Source organism: Lactobacillus helsingborgensis, assembly GCF_003173695.1.
Lineage (GTDB): Bacteria > Bacillota > Bacilli > Lactobacillales > Lactobacillaceae > Lactobacillus > Lactobacillus helsingborgensis.
The window spans coordinates 539,978-555,538 of record NZ_CP029544.1; the positions used below are offsets into that span (position 1 = coordinate 539,978).

Annotated in this window: 15 protein-coding genes and 1 pseudogene; 14 read left to right on the top strand and 2 right to left on the bottom strand. The window is 30.1% G+C overall.

Going from position 1 to position 15,561, the window contains the following annotated elements; genetic code table 11:
• Positions 1–118 precede the first annotated feature (118 nt).
• The 4 genes from DLD54_RS02715 (at position 119) to DLD54_RS02730 (ending at position 4,742) form a co-directional block, all read left to right on the top strand.
• Complete coding sequence (locus tag DLD54_RS02715) at positions 119–1,195, top strand: DNA adenine methylase (protein WP_109918133.1); 1,077 nt, start codon at positions 119–121, stop codon at positions 1,193–1,195.
• Between the two features lies 1 nt (position 1,196).
• Positions 1,197–2,096: a Dam family site-specific DNA-(adenine-N6)-methyltransferase gene (locus DLD54_RS02720; RefSeq protein WP_109918134.1), complete on the top strand. Its 900-nt coding sequence runs from the start codon at positions 1,197–1,199 to the stop codon at positions 2,094–2,096.
• Positions 2,080–4,278 (top strand): AlwI family type II restriction endonuclease, encoded by a 2,199-nt coding sequence (locus DLD54_RS02725; RefSeq protein ID WP_109918135.1) that lies wholly within the window; start codon positions 2,080–2,082, stop codon positions 4,276–4,278. The genes DLD54_RS02720 and DLD54_RS02725 overlap by 17 nt, the downstream gene beginning before the upstream one ends.
• A gap of 98 nt (positions 4,279–4,376) precedes the next feature.
• The gene (locus tag DLD54_RS02730) at positions 4,377–4,742 is read left to right on the top strand and encodes a TIGR02328 family protein (protein WP_109918136.1); all 366 of its coding nucleotides are present in this window, start codon (positions 4,377–4,379) and stop codon (positions 4,740–4,742) included.
• Between the two features lie 132 nt (positions 4,743–4,874).
• On the opposite strand, the gene DLD54_RS02735 is transcribed toward DLD54_RS02730, so the two are convergent.
• Positions 4,875–5,333, bottom strand: a complete 459-nt coding sequence (locus DLD54_RS02735) for a DUF3021 domain-containing protein (RefSeq protein WP_109918137.1) — start codon at positions 5,331–5,333, stop codon at positions 4,875–4,877.
• The gene (locus DLD54_RS02740; RefSeq protein WP_109918138.1) at positions 5,330–5,764 is read right to left on the bottom strand and encodes a LytTR family DNA-binding domain-containing protein; all 435 of its coding nucleotides are present in this window, start codon (positions 5,762–5,764) and stop codon (positions 5,330–5,332) included. The genes DLD54_RS02735 and DLD54_RS02740 overlap by 4 nt, the downstream gene beginning before the upstream one ends.
• Positions 5,765–5,973: 209 nt before the next feature.
• Here DLD54_RS02740 and DLD54_RS02745 point away from each other — a divergent pair, with 209 nt between their 5' ends.
• The 10 genes and pseudogenes from DLD54_RS02745 to DLD54_RS02785 all read left to right on the top strand — a co-directional run bounded on the left by DLD54_RS02745 (position 5,974) and on the right by DLD54_RS02785 (position 15,513).
• Positions 5,974–6,366, top strand: coding sequence for a DUF7010 family protein (locus tag DLD54_RS02745; RefSeq protein WP_240596461.1), 393 nt, complete (start codon positions 5,974–5,976; stop codon positions 6,364–6,366).
• Positions 6,367–6,497: 131 nt separating this feature from the next.
• Entirely contained in the window at positions 6,498–6,863 is a 366-nt protein-coding gene (locus tag DLD54_RS02750) for a P-loop NTPase fold protein (RefSeq protein WP_109918139.1), read from the top strand.
• A 1,081-nt stretch (positions 6,864–7,944) separates the two neighbouring features.
• On the top strand, positions 7,945–8,940 hold the full coding sequence (locus DLD54_RS02755) for a hypothetical protein (RefSeq protein WP_109918140.1): 996 nt from the start codon (positions 7,945–7,947) through the stop codon (positions 8,938–8,940).
• A gap of 1 nt (position 8,941) precedes the next feature.
• Positions 8,942–9,586, top strand: coding sequence for a KwaA family protein (locus DLD54_RS02760; RefSeq protein ID WP_109918141.1), 645 nt, complete (start codon positions 8,942–8,944; stop codon positions 9,584–9,586).
• A 730-nt stretch (positions 9,587–10,316) separates the two neighbouring features.
• Positions 10,317–10,622: a hypothetical protein gene (locus DLD54_RS02765; protein ID WP_109918142.1), complete on the top strand. Its 306-nt coding sequence runs from the start codon at positions 10,317–10,319 to the stop codon at positions 10,620–10,622.
• A 186-nt stretch (positions 10,623–10,808) separates the two neighbouring features.
• Positions 10,809–10,919, top strand: a pseudogene (locus DLD54_RS08980) (type II toxin-antitoxin system mRNA interferase toxin, RelE/StbE family); the annotation flags it as partial.
• Between the two features lie 41 nt (positions 10,920–10,960).
• Positions 10,961–11,446, top strand: coding sequence for a prolyl-tRNA synthetase associated domain-containing protein (locus DLD54_RS02770; RefSeq protein ID WP_109918143.1), 486 nt, complete (start codon positions 10,961–10,963; stop codon positions 11,444–11,446).
• 1,261 nt (positions 11,447–12,707) lie between these two features.
• A complete protein-coding gene (locus DLD54_RS02775) occupies positions 12,708–13,892 on the top strand; it encodes a metal-dependent hydrolase family protein (RefSeq protein ID WP_109918144.1) in 1,185 nt (394 codons plus the stop codon).
• Between the two features lie 93 nt (positions 13,893–13,985).
• Complete coding sequence (locus DLD54_RS02780; protein WP_109918145.1) at positions 13,986–14,357, top strand: FMN-binding protein; 372 nt, start codon at positions 13,986–13,988, stop codon at positions 14,355–14,357.
• Between the two features lie 154 nt (positions 14,358–14,511).
• The gene (locus tag DLD54_RS02785; protein ID WP_046326864.1) at positions 14,512–15,513 is read left to right on the top strand and encodes a D-2-hydroxyacid dehydrogenase; all 1,002 of its coding nucleotides are present in this window, start codon (positions 14,512–14,514) and stop codon (positions 15,511–15,513) included.
• Positions 15,514–15,561: the final 48 nt, after the last annotated feature.

Below are 15,561 nucleotides of genomic sequence, written 5' to 3' on the forward strand. Positions count from 1 at the left end.
TTGATAAATTAAAACGGTAGAATTATTTTATTAGATATAAAATAGAAGTGAGGCATAGTTGGTGTCAATAAATAAGTTTCAAAAACAAAGAGATAGTTCAAGACAAAGGTGTATTCCTATGACTAGACGAGAAGAAGAGAACTTCTTTTGGAAAAACTATAAAATTAATGACTTAAAATTAAAGAAAAAAAATGAATTCGAAATTCAAAATCGTCGATATCTTGGTTCGAAAGAAAAATTATTATCTTTTATCAATAGAGTTGTATCTAACAACACAAAAGGAATCAAATCTGTTGCTGATATTTTTGGTGGAACAGGCGTTGTTGCTGATATGTTTGCTAGTGAAGGTAAACATGTTATTATCAATGATATCCTACATTCAAATTATTTGATTTATCAAACATTTTTTGGTAATGAACAAATTAACCTGAATCATATAAAAAGTGCTCTTGAAAAGATGAATTCTATTCGGGGCTATGGAGATGGGTACCTAGAAAAAACTTATGGTGGTAAATATTTTAGTATAGGTAATGCTGACAAAATTGGTAGTGCGCGTCAGTGGGTTGAAGATCATAAAAATGTATTTAGTAAAAGAGAATACGCTGCTCTTATTACGTCAATAATTTATGGTAGTGATAAAGTAGCTAATACAGTTGGTCACTATGATTCGTATCGTAAAAAAATGGATTCTTTTGATAAGGTTTCATTTAAAATGCCACTAATTAATCATTCCAACAGTCAAATTTTTAAAGAGGATGCTAATAAGTTAGTTCGTCATATATATGCTGATTTGATTTACATTGATACTCCATATAATTCACGACAATATGTGGATACATATCACGTTCTAGAAAACATTGCAGATTGGAAAAAACCCGAAGTAGTTGGTGTTGCTAGAAAGAGTATTGATCGTAATGATCGTAAAAGTAAGTATAATTTAGTTAGTGCACCTCAAGCTTTTGACGATTTAATTCGTCATATTAATGCGAAGTATGTATTAGTTTCTTTTAATAATATGGATCAGAAAGGTTCAGGAAGATCAAATGCAAAAATATCTCATAGTGAGATTATTAATTCACTGAGTAAACGTGGGGAAATTAGAATATTTACTCAAAATTTTAAACCATTTTCTTCTGGCAAGTCTAATATAAAAAATCACCAGGAATTATTATATTTGTTACAGGTGGAAAAGTAATATGATTAAATCATTTCTTAATTATACTGGTGGAAAATATCGTATTATGAATCAGCTGATACCATTGTTTCCGACTCAATGTGACACAATGGTTGATTTATTTGGTGGAAGTGGTGTTGTTACACTTAATTATCATAGCGCTGATCGGTATATTTTTAATGATAATAACAAGCAATTAGTAGATCTTATTCGTTTTATCGATAATAATTCAGCAATATTTATTGAAGAATCAATTGATAAGATTATCAGACATTATGACTTATCTAATACAATGGCTTTTGGATATGAATTCTACAAAACTTCTTCCTCAAAAGGTCTTGCCGCAATTAATAAGTCTGGTTATATGAGATTACGGACTGACTATAATAATAGTTCACAATATTCATGTCTAAGACCTTTATATTTATATGCTTTAATTATTTTTGGTTTTAATAATCAAATTCGGTTTAATAAAAATGGTTTTTTTAATAATCCTGTGGGCAAACGTGATTTTAATGTCAATATGAGAAAAAAACTTCATGATTTTACTTACTTTTGGAAAAAAATTTCACCATATGTGATATCTAAAGATTTTCGTGACATTGAAGTTACTAAAGGAGATTTTGTATATGCTGATCCTCCATATTCGATAGCAACAGCGACTTATAATGAAACAGATGGTTGGAGTGCCAAGGATGATCAAGATCTTTTTCATTATTTAGACAAAGTTAACAAAAAAGGTGCTAAATTCGCTCTTAGCAATGTTATTGAGCATAAAGGCAAACAAAATATTAAATTGCTAAATTGGGGAAATAATTATAATATTAATAGAGTTACAAATTCATTTAAATATTCAAATTATCATACAAAACGGTCTTCTAGTCAGGAGGTATTAATTACAAACTATGAAACTTCAATCTGACAACAAAATTTTCAACTTATATGATACAAATGGACGGAGAAGAGATGTTTTAAATGCTTATAAGATTTATTTACGCATTATCAAAGATCTTAAAATTAATTCACATAATCCCTGGGCGGCTTATCCAAATTCATTAAATCAATATAGATTTTACAAACGAGCGGTTAATGATTCTGTCGGTACATTTAAAGACCATCCTCAATTTGATCATTTTGAAGACTATTTAACAAAAAATCCAGATTTTAAAAAAAAATTCCATTCATTAGATTCCTCATTAGATTTTACTAAAAAAGTTTATAAGAATAAAAAGGGTAAGGAATATACGTTAGGAACCATTCTTGATAATGGAATTGAATCACGTGCAAGACACTATACTAATTCATTAAGTAATATGGGTTTTGTCGATAATAATCGTGAATTAACACCTGCTGGAAAAGCTTTACTTACTCCCTCAGAATTTGACTTAGACTTACTTGAAAAATCATTAAATTTAGCTCCAGATAATATAATTATATTACGTCAAATTCTCAAAGTGAGAATTTATAATAAAGATGGTAGTTTTTATTATTCTCCAGGTAAATTTGCCTTGTATTTAATATTAAAAAAGTTTAACGACGATGATATTTACAAAGTTTCGAATTTTATGAAGCTAATTCAATTGGTTTCTCCAACTAGAAAATATACTATTGATAAAATTGAAAATTACTTGAAAAATCATAGATTTAATGATTTATTATTTTGCCTTATTAGGGAAAAAAATATTGATAAGAGTGGGGCTGAATGTATTAAAAGTTTAGGTGATAAAAAAATTCCTAAAAAAGATTTCAAAAATATTTTTACTAATCGGAAATCGTCATCAACTACTGACATATATTTTTCTTTTTACAAAATTCTTTGCGACTTTATAGAAAGTGGCAAATGCCAAAAAAATTATTGTAATCTTAAACGGTTATTTTCAAATTCGAAAAGTAAAGATGCTCTAAAAAAAGCTTTTGGTTATGGTAAATCAATTTTTAAACTCCAGTCTAAAACATTACTTAAAGATTTTTTGAATAATAATCATGATCATGAATTGCTCACTTGCGATAATTTTTATAAATTAAATCAGGTATTTTATAAACGCTTTATTGTATCGAAAACAAAGGATCGGTTAAAAGAAAATACAAGTGAAACTAAGTATTTGCTTGAAGCTACAGGGTTATTTAAAACAAAATCAGGTCCTATTTCTATTAGAAATCAGGATTTTTTTGAAAATAAAGAGATTATTAACAATCTGCGAGACGATATTTTAAATTCTGAATATTTTCAAAATTATGAGTCTGGTGTATCAAGTCCTTTTGGAGAATTAAATTCATTAACTGAAATATTAAAAATAAACGAAAACGATGTTAAAAAACAAATCGAGTCTGTTGTTAAAAAATATAACCTACATGATGCAGACTCTCTTGATAAATATCTTGAGAAAAAGAAGGACAAGGAATTTAATTGTTTTGTTAAGAAAACTTTTCCAAAAGACAAGGTATTCAATCTACTCAATATGTTTAAAGACAGAAATAATGATGAAAAAATTAGAAATAGAGTGACCAATCAAGCTGATATCCCAACTATTTTTGAATATATTTCTGGTCTTGCTTGGTATTATCTTTCAGATAAACAGTATAGCTTAATGGATTCATTTCGATTAACACTTGATGCTAATTTTTTACCTTTAACACATGCGGGTGGTGGAGATGGTGATATTATTATCAACTATAAAGATTATATAATAATGATAGAAGCCACATTGATGAATAAGCAAGCACAGAAGCGTGGCGAATGGGAGCCAGTTTTAAGACATTCAGCAAATCTTTCCATTGATTCTGATAAACCATCGACAACTTTATTCCTAGCAGATGATCTTGATAGCAACACGATTAATATTTGGAGAGCTGTTGCAACCATTCCATTAGAATCATCAAATCATGCAGGAAAATTTACAAATTCTGTTGTTAAGATTATGCCTTTAAAAATTGATGATTTTATTACATTTAGTAAGGACCTCAATTTTACCTCAAAAAAATTAATCCAGGCAATAGATGATTCATACACTTCATTAAAAAATAAATCTTTTGATACTAAATGGCGCGAAGAAATTATTGAAAATTCGTGTAAGATAAATCAAAATGCAAAGCGTAAAGCATAAGTTAATTTAGCAAAGATGTTTTATAGTCTCATTTCATATACGTGACTCTATTATTTATCTAAGTAGCTTAAGTTATTAATTTTTGAGTACAAAATATCATGAGATTATGGCATCAAGATTTAATTTGGCGATTACCTAGGCAGCAGTTATTAGAGCAACATCGAGAAATTGCCGCTTTGCGCGGACGTGGCTGGGGCAAATCGCATGCCACCGTTAATTATGTTTTTCAGTATTCACCATATAAATTGTATCAATTTCATTTATTAGTATTAGCTGAAATGCAACGTCGCCATTATCATCCAGATCTTAAATGGTTTGATCCTTATTATAGAGGGCAGTATTGTCCTGAGTACGAAAGTTTACCAGCTATTCCGTGGACTGATCCAATTTACCCAGAGCACGACGATGCTTATTTACAAAGTTGTTTGGATAATTTACATCAAAAAGGAATAGATTTATATTAAGTTTAGTTTGCTAAAAAGCGGAAGATTAACATTGAATGATGATCTTTTCCTAAATCTCTTTTTTAAGAAACACAAGTAAAAAAGTTGAGCACTTTGATATGAATGCTCAACTTTTTTGACATTGTAATTAGATTACTCTTTTTTGATTTTATGATTAATATTTGCAATTTCCTTTGCAATTTTATGGTAATTATAATACCAGCAAATTAAGTAGATGATGACAAAAATCACAGTAAATTTTGTGAAGTTAATCAAGTCTAACGAAACCCAACCAGCTAAAAGGGCCAAAAAAACAAACCCAAAATAGTAGGTGAAGAAATTTATAACTGTTTTCTTTAATAATGACCAATGATTAATAGTGAAGATAAAACTGCCAAAACCGAAAAATATTCCAGTCACCGCCCAAAGAATAATTGAAGCGGTAAAAGCATTAAGCAAATTGCTAAAGTTTGTCGTAAAAGATGGACTGGATGGAACATAAATTGCGCTATGTGATGCATAACTGCAAAAGATAGAAATCATTAAACCAATGAAGATGCCTTCAGTAGCAAAAGTAAACAAATAATTGATAAATCTCTTGGTGTTTTTCATATTCCTAACCTCTCTTTCAGGTTCTTAATATTTCTTCTTGATATTTGTACGCGATGCTTATTGGTCAGAACAACATCGATTAACCCATTATTAAGTAATTCAAGGTGATCGATGTGTTGATAATTAAATATAGCGCTGCGTGAAGCTTCAATAAAATAGTTCGGTAGATCTACTTTCAAATTTGATAAACGATCATTATATGTAAGTTGCTGCTTTTCTGTATAAACATTAATATCTCTATTAGCAACTTCAAGTGAATAAATGTCTTCAAATTGAATTGGATAAATTTGAGATTGATAATGGCACCATAGTGAATTTTCGGACTGCGATAATTTTTGCAAAAGTTCATTAATTGCTGGTGTCATTTTTTTGATCCATAATTCACCGTGTTCTTCACTAATATTAGGATCGATGTGACAATTAATTTTCATTCCTGGCGCTCCTTTCTGTTAATAAGTATAGTAGATGAATTTCACTTTTATCCCAGATTACTGCAAATGGTGGAATAAGTGTCATAAATGGTTACAAAAATTTATCTTTCTGGTTGAAATTTAGCTTTTATAATTAAAAGAGGGTTTGAGTGCATGAATATACTAAAGTATAATTTAAAAGAAAAGGTGTTTTACTTAAAAGGATGAAGATGATGAAAGAAATTGATGAATTAAGATTAGATTGTGCTCTTAAGCAAAAACGAGGACTACATATAATATTGGCTTCAATTATTATTTGGCTAGCCATTGCAATTATTCACTTTTCGTCTATTCCAATATTAAAGAAAAATCTTTTTACTTTTGTTTGTGCTGCAGTTTTACTGCCATTATCTTATTTTATTTCCAAGCTGATTAATGTTGATTTTCAAAATAAAGGTAATCCACTAACAGAGTTAGGAATCCTGTTTTCTGTTAACCAAGCACTGTATTTGCTAATTGCGATGTGGATTTATCCAACTATACCAGAAAAAATGCTTATTATATTAGCAATTATTTTTGGCGCACATTTACTACCATATAGTTGGCTTCAATCATTGGACTAAACTTTGAGCCAACAATTTTGGCTTTAACAATGATGGAAACTGAAATAGTCTTTTCTTTGTCTTTAGTTTGGGAAAATAGGAAAATTATAGATTAAATTTGTTTTATATTTGTATAGAGAAAGGAAATACTTTTGAAAAAAAGAGATTTAGAACCAACTGAAGAAAATATAATAGATACTTTTGTTAAGAACAGTGTTGGAAGAAATAATAGCTTATTTAAGTTTATAGAAATGCTTAATTATCAAGATGATTCATACTCAATTGCCTTTGATGGTCGATGGGGTTCAGGTAAAACCTTTTTTGTAAAACAATGTAAATTAGTATTAGATTGTTTAAATGAAGAGAATCAGTACTCATATAAAGATCAAATTTTAGATGTAATAGGTCAAGATGAAATTGCTAAACTTACAAAAATTAATTTTAAAACTGTTTATTTTGACGCTTGGAAAAATGATAGTGATTTGGATCCGATTAGTTTGATCTTGACTTTTTTCTGATTGTACTAAATTGTACAAAAAAGCAGTTAATTACTGATGTTATTTTCGCATAGTTTATCCTATCCTTCATTGATGATAGATTCAAAATTACAATTATTTTTATTCTTAGGTCTCATTTTTATTAATAAGTTATAGTAAACGAATTACATTTTATTTGTAGAAAATGTAAATGGCTGAATAAATATCATTAAAAGTAACTAAATTTTGTAATTTTTGACAGAAAATATATTTTTTAAAATCAAAGTTTGAATATATAAATATACTAAAGTATAATTGAGTAGTATGGAAATAAAAAAATATGTGGCTTGAAGGGGGCATTTTGTTCACCCAAATGTGAAATATTAATATAATAGAATTGCAAAACAAGGAAAAATAAAAATGTCCAAATAGTTTTTACTGCTATTTAGGAAATAGATTAGACAATTAAAACAAACAATGAAAAACAACCAAGGGACGTGCATATGACAATTGATAGAAAGTATAGAACAGGTATCGCAGGTTTTTGGTAAAAGCATGTATGCATATGGTTAAGAATATGGTTTTAACTATGAATTTCCAGATAGGGATCACTTTATCATAATTTAGTCGTAATGAAGATAAAGCTCTATAGATAATATATTTGTTGTTTGATAATTATACATAACAAGCTTGTCTCAAAATAATATTAATGTTAGTATTACTGTTTTGATTTAAATTTATATAAAAACTACTGTTAAACAAACAAATAAATAGATATTATACAAGGATTAATGGATACCGAAATAAAAGAAAGTAAAAATCAAATTGATGATTTGGAAAATATTAAAACAATACTTTCTTTTATATCAGACGAATGGGTCGATATTTCTCTTGCAATTAAGGAATTAATAATGTAAATGAAATTGGAAATATAGAAGCTGCTCGCTTATGGAATTAGCCATGTTTCTGATAAACATATGAATAAAATCAGGAAAAGATAAAAAGTATTAAAATAGTATAAATTATAATATACCATTTTTTAGTTTTAAAATAATAGTAGGAATATTAGTTAAAAAAAAATTATTTACTTTTTTAAGGATATTAGCAGGTTAGGTAATACATTATGGAAGAAAAAGAAAAAAATCAATTTGACTTAAATGAAATAATTAAGGATATCGAATCTATTGAAAAAGATAATAACTTTTGTAAAAAAATACAAATTTTCTTGATAAGAATAAAAAAGAAAAAGAATGAAATTTACAAACAAGAAAGTTCTGATAAAAGTAAAAAACTATTATTTAAATCTTTGAAATATGAATTGAATCAACCTAGTTTTAAAAATCGAGAAATAGTAGATTATGATATTGTCATGAAGAAGAAAAATATGCATGAACTTGTTAAAATAAGTGATTTTGACAATATTGGTGAAGAATTAAAAAAATTTGACGATGGCGATGAGTTCATGACAAGCACAAGGAGCTTAATTGAAAAAGATTTTGATATTTATATGGTATCCATTACAACAAAAAGCAATAATTACAAAATTTTTGGTAGTTTTTCTGGCATTTTTAAATTACAAAAAAAATATCTATTTGGATTAGTGCCTAAAGGAAATTTTTCAGATTCTAAAATCAATTTTTCAGATTCTGACAACATAGTTGGATTTAATAGAAAAATAGATTTGTTAGTCGTAAATAATCAATTTCTGTTGATAAATCAAGCTCAATCAAAATTTGATAATTTGTTTCAAATGAATGATTATTTTTCTGGTGAAGCAATTAAAAGACTTAATAATATTAAAAAACTCAAAACTCTCCTGACTGATAGTAACAGTAAACAGCTGGCTAAAAAAATGAAGGAAAGAAAAACTATGGCTAGGAAATTTATAAAAATCACAAATGATAGAAACCGTTTCTATGAAACGATTAATAGAATTGGTGAATATATTAATAATGGAGAAGATGACTTTCTAAGAATTAAAATTCCAGATGTAACATATAAAAATCATAAATTAATAGCTGTGGAAGGGAAAGAAAGTGAATTACTTGATGCTTTAGCAGATTTTTCCTATACAGCAAATGTCTCACATGTTCAAAGTAAGGACGAGTCAAGGACATAAAATGAAAAATGATTATATTTCAAAATGGAAACTTTTTATTACTTCTTATTTGCCACTCTATATATGGTTATTATTTAGTAACATTAAATATCAGAAATTACCGAAAATTTTCAGAAAATGTCTGAAAATTATATGCGAAAAGGGCATTGAATATTTAATTAATAATTATAGGTTTTGGTTTGTTTTTTTGATAGTATTAATATCATTAATTACAATTTCAATTTGTCAAATCATACAATTGTTTATTGGAAGTGGATCGGAAATCCAACCATTACCAAGAAAAATGGAAATAAGTCCTGAAAGTGATAGTTTAATGAACTATGTTGTAACTTATTTTACACCATTACTTTCGTTTAATATACATGACTTAAAATCTATAGTAATGAATGTTTTATTATTTTTACTAATTGGATTAATGTATGTAGGTAGCAGTGCTACGTATTTAAATCCGGTTTTAGGAATATTTGGATTTAGGGTTTTTGGAGTTTCTGGGTATCCTAATGCGCATCATATTATTTCACGGCTCTCTTTTGATGATATTGAAACAGCTAAAAAACGGGGAGATGAAATTGAAAGATATAGAATAGGAGATGGTATTTATATAATTAAACCTAAAAGTTTAACAAAAAATAAAGTCAGAAAGTAAAGATTTATTTGTTAAAAAACGCATTTTTTTATTATTTCGAAATCTCCCTAAAGACTGTTATGAGGATAAAATATTTGATGACCCAAATTTAGAAACTTTAGTTGAAAAAACAGGAGAGAGAGAAACTACATAATTAAAAGCTCAGTTGAGGATTGATGTTAATTATCAAATCATTGAATGCATTCATACATTTGTTGCAAAGGGAGAATCGAACCAATTCCAACAGATAAAGATGAAATTAAATATTTGGTTATCCAATGTTAATGCAAAACGTAATTGAAAAAAACACATTAGAATCTCGTCTTTTATGGAATCTGCTATAACTGATATCGTGAAACTTTTTAAGTCTAAAGATAATGCTGTTGTCAGTGAAAAGATAGTAATGTGTTATTTTTATAAATTAGTCAGAGAATTAAAGGCACTGACATTAGAAGAAGTTGGTGAAGGTTAAATTTTCGCCCGGTTTCAATATTGGTAATAGTCAGGTGGTCAAGCTAATTTAATTCGTCTAGCACCAAATAAATTAAGACTTAACAGTGGTTCATTGCAAACTAAATGGTTTTTGTAAGAAAATTTACTCTTACAAATACTTAAGAATTAAGGTTAAACCAATTATTGACGGTATACTGCAAAAATATTTATATATACCTTTTACATTAATTAATTTTTTAATGTACACTTCCTAGGTTATAATTACAATATCTGCTTCTTTATAAGTAATGTGATACCAATGTCGACTATACAATTTGGAATTAGATTAGATAAAAAAGAAAAGCAAGAACTAGATGACAATGCCAAGCAAATCGGCTTGACAGCTGCTACGGCAGTTAAAATGCTTATCTCTCAGTTTAACCATGATAAAGGATTTAGTTATCCTGTAAATCGTAAAGAGGATAATATATCAGATACAAATTTACCTTCCGAAGTTGAAAAGGCTATGGTAATAGCTAAAGCTGAAGAGTTAGGCTTAATTAAAGATAGTAGTATTAAAGTAGATAATCTAGATGATTGGAAAAAGCGGTGGACAGAAAATTAAAATATGAAGTGCGTTTTGAAAAATCTTTTGTAAAAAGAATGGATAATTTACAAAGTATGTTTAATCTTTCTTCTGTTGATACAATAGATGCAAGGATGATAACTAGGTATGTTTTTGAAATCCTAGCTATTGAAAAAATATACTGTTCATAAAGTTTTGAAAAAACTCTAGAGTGAATACCACGAATTTCATGTTCTTAATGATTTACTAGTAATTTATTATCAGGTGGATGCCAAAAAGCGTTTAAGGATGGTAACTATCACCAATCATAAGGAACTTTCTACTGGTAAGTTATGAAGTAAGATTCAAAATAGCATCTTTTAAGAAAATAACGCCAAATGAACAAAAACGAAACATTACATTACCTTAATCAACTGGGAATTAAATATGAAATAGTGGAGCATCCAGCTGTTTATAATATGGCAGAAATAGAAAAGATTGCTCTGCCTCATCCTGAAGCAGATGCTAAAAATCTGTTTGTGAGGGATGACAAGAAACGTAACTACTATCTTTTGACTATTAAGGGCGATAAAAGAGTCAACTTACAGCAATTTCGTGAGGAAAATGGCACTCGCAGACTTAGTTTTGCCTCACCGCAAGATTTAAAAGAAAAATTGGGCTTAGAACCGGGCTCAGTCACACCTTTAGGTCTGCTAAACGATCCTAGGCATGAAATACCGTTTTACCTTGACTCATATTTTAGTCAACAACCGAGAATTGCCGTTCATCCCAACGACAATACAGCTACTATTTGGTTAAAGCCGCAAGCTCTAATTCATTTCATAAGGGATTTGGGCAATCCAGTCAAAGTAGTGAAAATGTAGCCAAACAATACCTCCTGAATATCAAGACACAAGATTAATAACTTGTGCCTTTTTAGTTTTAAAACATACAGTATTTATGTTTGTATACAATTATTAAATAAGTAATATTAAATTGTTACGAAATGGTAAACTTTTATATTTATGATTTTAATTAGTTAAAAAAAAACTACTTTCATTGTAGAATTTAAAATCGTTACTGCTAACATCTGGTCAGAACTAGTAATTTACTTAGGCAGGTACCAAGAATCTACAGCCTATTGTTAGGCAAGAGCAGTAACGCTGCTAGTATTAAGTTTGTAGTTTGAAAATTAAGCGTGACAGTAATTTCCGTAACTTATATAACTCTACTTTCTCATAAATAAAACATCTTTCTTTCTTGTGTATAATCCAATTCTTAAAAACCATTTTAGTTAAAGTTACTCAGGAACAAATTTAGTCATTTGAAAATAAATCCTCTATCAGTTTAAATAAAATATCTAATATCTCATCAACGTTTAAATAACAGAGATAGAATGGTAAAAAGCTAGTTGTCTTGATTTTTCGGCAAAAGGTCAGTTGGTAGCCAAAATTACTATTTTGTAAAAGAAAAGCGCATGTGAGTCAGGGATAGATTAATTATTAGTATTTTTTATTAAGCTGTCAGTTCAACTGGTAAGAGAAGCTAATTTTACGGTCATCAGTGGAGGTGCGGCGTTTAGTTCAGTTTCGCCATTATCAGTTGACAGAAAAATATTACCTAGCATCAAAGTGACTAAATTAAATTGGAAAAGATTGTTGCATTAATTTCAACTGCTATGAACTTGGTCATTCAGCATTTAAAAGATTAAAACTATAAACTAGTTGGCAAGCACAAAAGTTTGTGGTTTTAATCAAGTAGTTTATGCTATACCCCTAAATTTAAACTGCCTTTTTGTTTTTTACTTCGTAGAGTTGACATGATTAAGAAATAATGATAAATTAAAAGTCAATTAAATATTAAGCATCTTGCAAAGCAGAGTAACTATTGTATTGCTAATAAAGAGAGCTATCATTTTGGTGAAAGTTAGCTAGTGGTAGGTAGTGAACATGGGCTTCTAATTGATGTCTACTGGTGATAATCAGCCTGTAGCGGAGTTGCATCCGTTAATTTTGCAAGCTATTGTTTGATAGTTAATGAGGTTTATTACGTGAGTAATAAATGAACAAAAGGTGGTAACGCGGCACTCGTCCTTGAGAAGAAAAGGATGAGTGCTTTTTTAATACAAAAATTGGAGGTTTGTTGATGACTAAAACTGCATATACTAACGTTAATTTATTTAATGGGATTGATAATAAAATTCAACCCAATACGACTTTAGTAGTTGATGATGATAGCGGTAAAATTACCGCAATAACGGAGAACACTGCACCTCAAGTAGACAAGACAGTTGATTTAAATAATAAATACGTGATTCCTGGTTTGATCAATTGCCACACGCATATCATTATGGATCCGTTAACTCCAGATGGGGGCAGTGAAACTGATGTAGTTTCTTCAACTGTCCGTGCAGTAAGTAATTTGCATGACTTGCTCAGATCTGGAGTAACATATATCCGTGAATGCGGTAGTACCTATAACATTGACATCGCTCTTAATAACTTAATTAAGCAAAATAAATTGACCAAAGTTCCAGAAATTGTCCCCTCTGGTCACCCATTTTCTATGACTGGCGGTCATGGTGATATGCCTAATTTTGGTGTTTTGGTTGATTCACCTGATGAAATGCGTAAAGCTGTCCGCCAAGGAATTAAAGCAGGTGCCAAAGCAATTAAGGTCATGGCTACAGGCGGCGTAATGACAGAAAATGACTTTATGGATGACCCGCAATTAAGTGAAGCTGAAATGCACGTTGCCGTAGAAGAAGCTCATCACAAAGGTTTAACTGTAGCGGCGCATGCGGAAGGCAATCCTGGTATTCTTAATGCAATTAAAGCCGGCGTTGATAGTATTGAGCATGGCTTTTACGTTAATGATGAAGAAATTAAGTTGATGCTGGAAAAAGGAACATACTTGACCCCAACAATTGTTGGTGCTTGGGCATTCATTGAATATGCACCGGGTAAAATTCCTGACTGGGAAATGAACAAGATTGCGGCTGCTTGGAAAGACTTGCGCGGTAATATTACTAAGGCCAAAAATGCGGGAGTCAAAATTACTCTTGGTACTGATGCAGGCACACCGTTTAACGACTTCACGATGACGCCTGAAGAACTGCCTTTACTGGTTGAACAAGGCTTTACTAATTTCGAGGCTTTGGAAACCAGCTATAATTCTGCCAAACTCCTCAAAATCGCTGATGAATATGGTTCATTAGAGGAGGGTAAATACGCAGACTTTTTGGTACTTGATGAAAATCCGCTCGAAAAAATTAGCGCAGTTGTGCAAAAGGATAAGGCAGTTTATAAAAAGGGTAAGAGAGCTTACTAATTATAAGCAAATGATTTTGCAGTTTCGAACAAATGTTCTATAATAAAAGAAGCTACTGAAAAAGTAGCTTTTTTATTATGGGGAGGAGAAAAAATGAATCAAAAATTTTTAGACGTCATGAGTGATGAAGGCCCAGTCACAATTGTTACTATTAACGCCAATCCTGTCAGCGTAGTAAACACTTGGATGTCCTATGTTAAAATCGATGAAAAGAATAATTTACTGTATATTCCTGCTGCGGGGATGCACAGCATTGAGAACGATTTTGCCAAAGATAATCATGTCCTGTTAACTATGGGTTCTAAAAAAGTTGAGGGCACAGCTGGACCTGGAGCCGGTTTTCATGTTAGGGGAACTGGTCAATTTTTGGCAGAAGGGCCAGAATTTGCCGAAATGAAAAAGCGCTTTCCGTGGATGCGAGAAGTTTTGCAAGTCAAAATTGCTCAGATTGAACAAAAGATATAAGACAAGTCACTTAGTTAAAACAAAAATAGATTCCCAATTTAGTTTTTAAGCAAAAATTATTAATCGCTCTTTTTTTAAATTTATCTTTAATTTCATCTTAATTTTAGATACAATAATAGATATAAATTTTTTATCCAAAAAAGGAGGATTAATAATGAAAGCTTTACTTTACAATATGACCCCGGAGCAAAAGGTCTATGTAGATAAGTGGAACGAAAATCATCCAGAAGATGATTTGGTCACAACTGATGACAAGCTCGATGCTAAGACTGTGGAGATGGCAAAAGGTTATGATGTTGTTAGTGTTTTGCAGGTCTTTGATATAGATGAGGAAGAGGTCTATCGTAAATTAAGCTCTTATGGTATCAAACAGATTGCCTTAAGGTCTGTTGGCTACAATATCGTCAATTTTGACTTTATTCACAAGTATCACATGATCGTTACTAATACCCCTGCATATTCTCCCCGTGCAGTTGCGGAAAATACTCTCACTTCTGCAATGTACTTGTTAAGAAAATGGGGTCCAATTTTAAATAATGAAAAAGAACACCTGAATTTTGTCCGTGAAGAAAATTTGATGAGCGATGAAATTTATAACCAAACAGTTGGTATTATTGGTGTTGGTCGTATTGGTTCTTGTGTAGCTGAAATGTTTCATGCTTTAGGAGCAAAAGTTATTGGCTATGACTTGGTTGAGAATCCTGCTAATGAGGCGTTTTTGGAATATACTGATTTCGACACAGTAATTAAAAATTCTGATATTTTAACTCTGCATACACCGCTTGAACCTTCAATGGAGGACATGATCAGTGCTAAGCAATTTAAAGAAATGAAGAATACTGCATATTTGATTAATGCAGCTAGAGGACCCTTAGTTAATAATCATGATTTGATTGCAGCGCTGAAGAACAAAGAAATTGCCGGTGCTTCTCTTGATGTAATGACTGGTGAAGAAGCAATTGTCATGAAAAAGTTCAATGATATTTCGGAACTACCTGTTGATTATCAGGAATTAGCCCAAATGCCTAACGTAGTTTTCACGCCGCATTCGGCATACTACACCAAGACATCTGTTAAAAACATGATTGAGCAAAGTATGACGGACGTCAAAAGAGTTTTAAATGGTCAAAAACCAATATATTTAGTAGAGGAATAGTTTTAACACAAAAGGTGCCTGACTTTTTAGTCAGTCGCCTTTTTTAAT

Excerpts from the sequence above, each read along its gene's own strand:
- DLD54_RS02715 (WP_109918133.1), top strand. The coding sequence starts at position 119 with ATGACTAGACGAGAAGAAGAGAACTTCTTTTGGAAAAACTATAAAATT.
- DLD54_RS02720 (WP_109918134.1), top strand. The coding sequence starts at position 1,197 with ATGATTAAATCATTTCTTAATTATACTGGTGGAAAATATCGTATTATG.
- DLD54_RS02725 (WP_109918135.1), top strand. The coding sequence starts at position 2,080 with ATGAAACTTCAATCTGACAACAAAATTTTCAACTTATATGATACAAAT.
- DLD54_RS02730 (WP_109918136.1), top strand. The coding sequence starts at position 4,377 with ATGAGATTATGGCATCAAGATTTAATTTGGCGATTACCTAGGCAGCAG.
- DLD54_RS02735 (WP_109918137.1), bottom strand. The coding sequence starts at position 5,333 with ATGAAAAACACCAAGAGATTTATCAATTATTTGTTTACTTTTGCTACT.
- DLD54_RS02740 (WP_109918138.1), bottom strand. The coding sequence starts at position 5,764 with ATGAAAATTAATTGTCACATCGATCCTAATATTAGTGAAGAACACGGT.
- DLD54_RS02745 (WP_240596461.1), top strand. The coding sequence starts at position 5,974 with ATGATGAAAGAAATTGATGAATTAAGATTAGATTGTGCTCTTAAGCAA.
- DLD54_RS02755 (WP_109918140.1), top strand. The coding sequence starts at position 7,945 with ATGGAAGAAAAAGAAAAAAATCAATTTGACTTAAATGAAATAATTAAG.
- DLD54_RS02760 (WP_109918141.1), top strand. The coding sequence starts at position 8,942 with ATGAAAAATGATTATATTTCAAAATGGAAACTTTTTATTACTTCTTAT.
- DLD54_RS02765 (WP_109918142.1), top strand. The coding sequence starts at position 10,317 with ATGTCGACTATACAATTTGGAATTAGATTAGATAAAAAAGAAAAGCAA.
- DLD54_RS02770 (WP_109918143.1), top strand. The coding sequence starts at position 10,961 with ATGAACAAAAACGAAACATTACATTACCTTAATCAACTGGGAATTAAA.
- DLD54_RS02775 (WP_109918144.1), top strand. The coding sequence starts at position 12,708 with ATGACTAAAACTGCATATACTAACGTTAATTTATTTAATGGGATTGAT.
- DLD54_RS02780 (WP_109918145.1), top strand. The coding sequence starts at position 13,986 with ATGAATCAAAAATTTTTAGACGTCATGAGTGATGAAGGCCCAGTCACA.
- DLD54_RS02785 (WP_046326864.1), top strand. The coding sequence starts at position 14,512 with ATGAAAGCTTTACTTTACAATATGACCCCGGAGCAAAAGGTCTATGTA.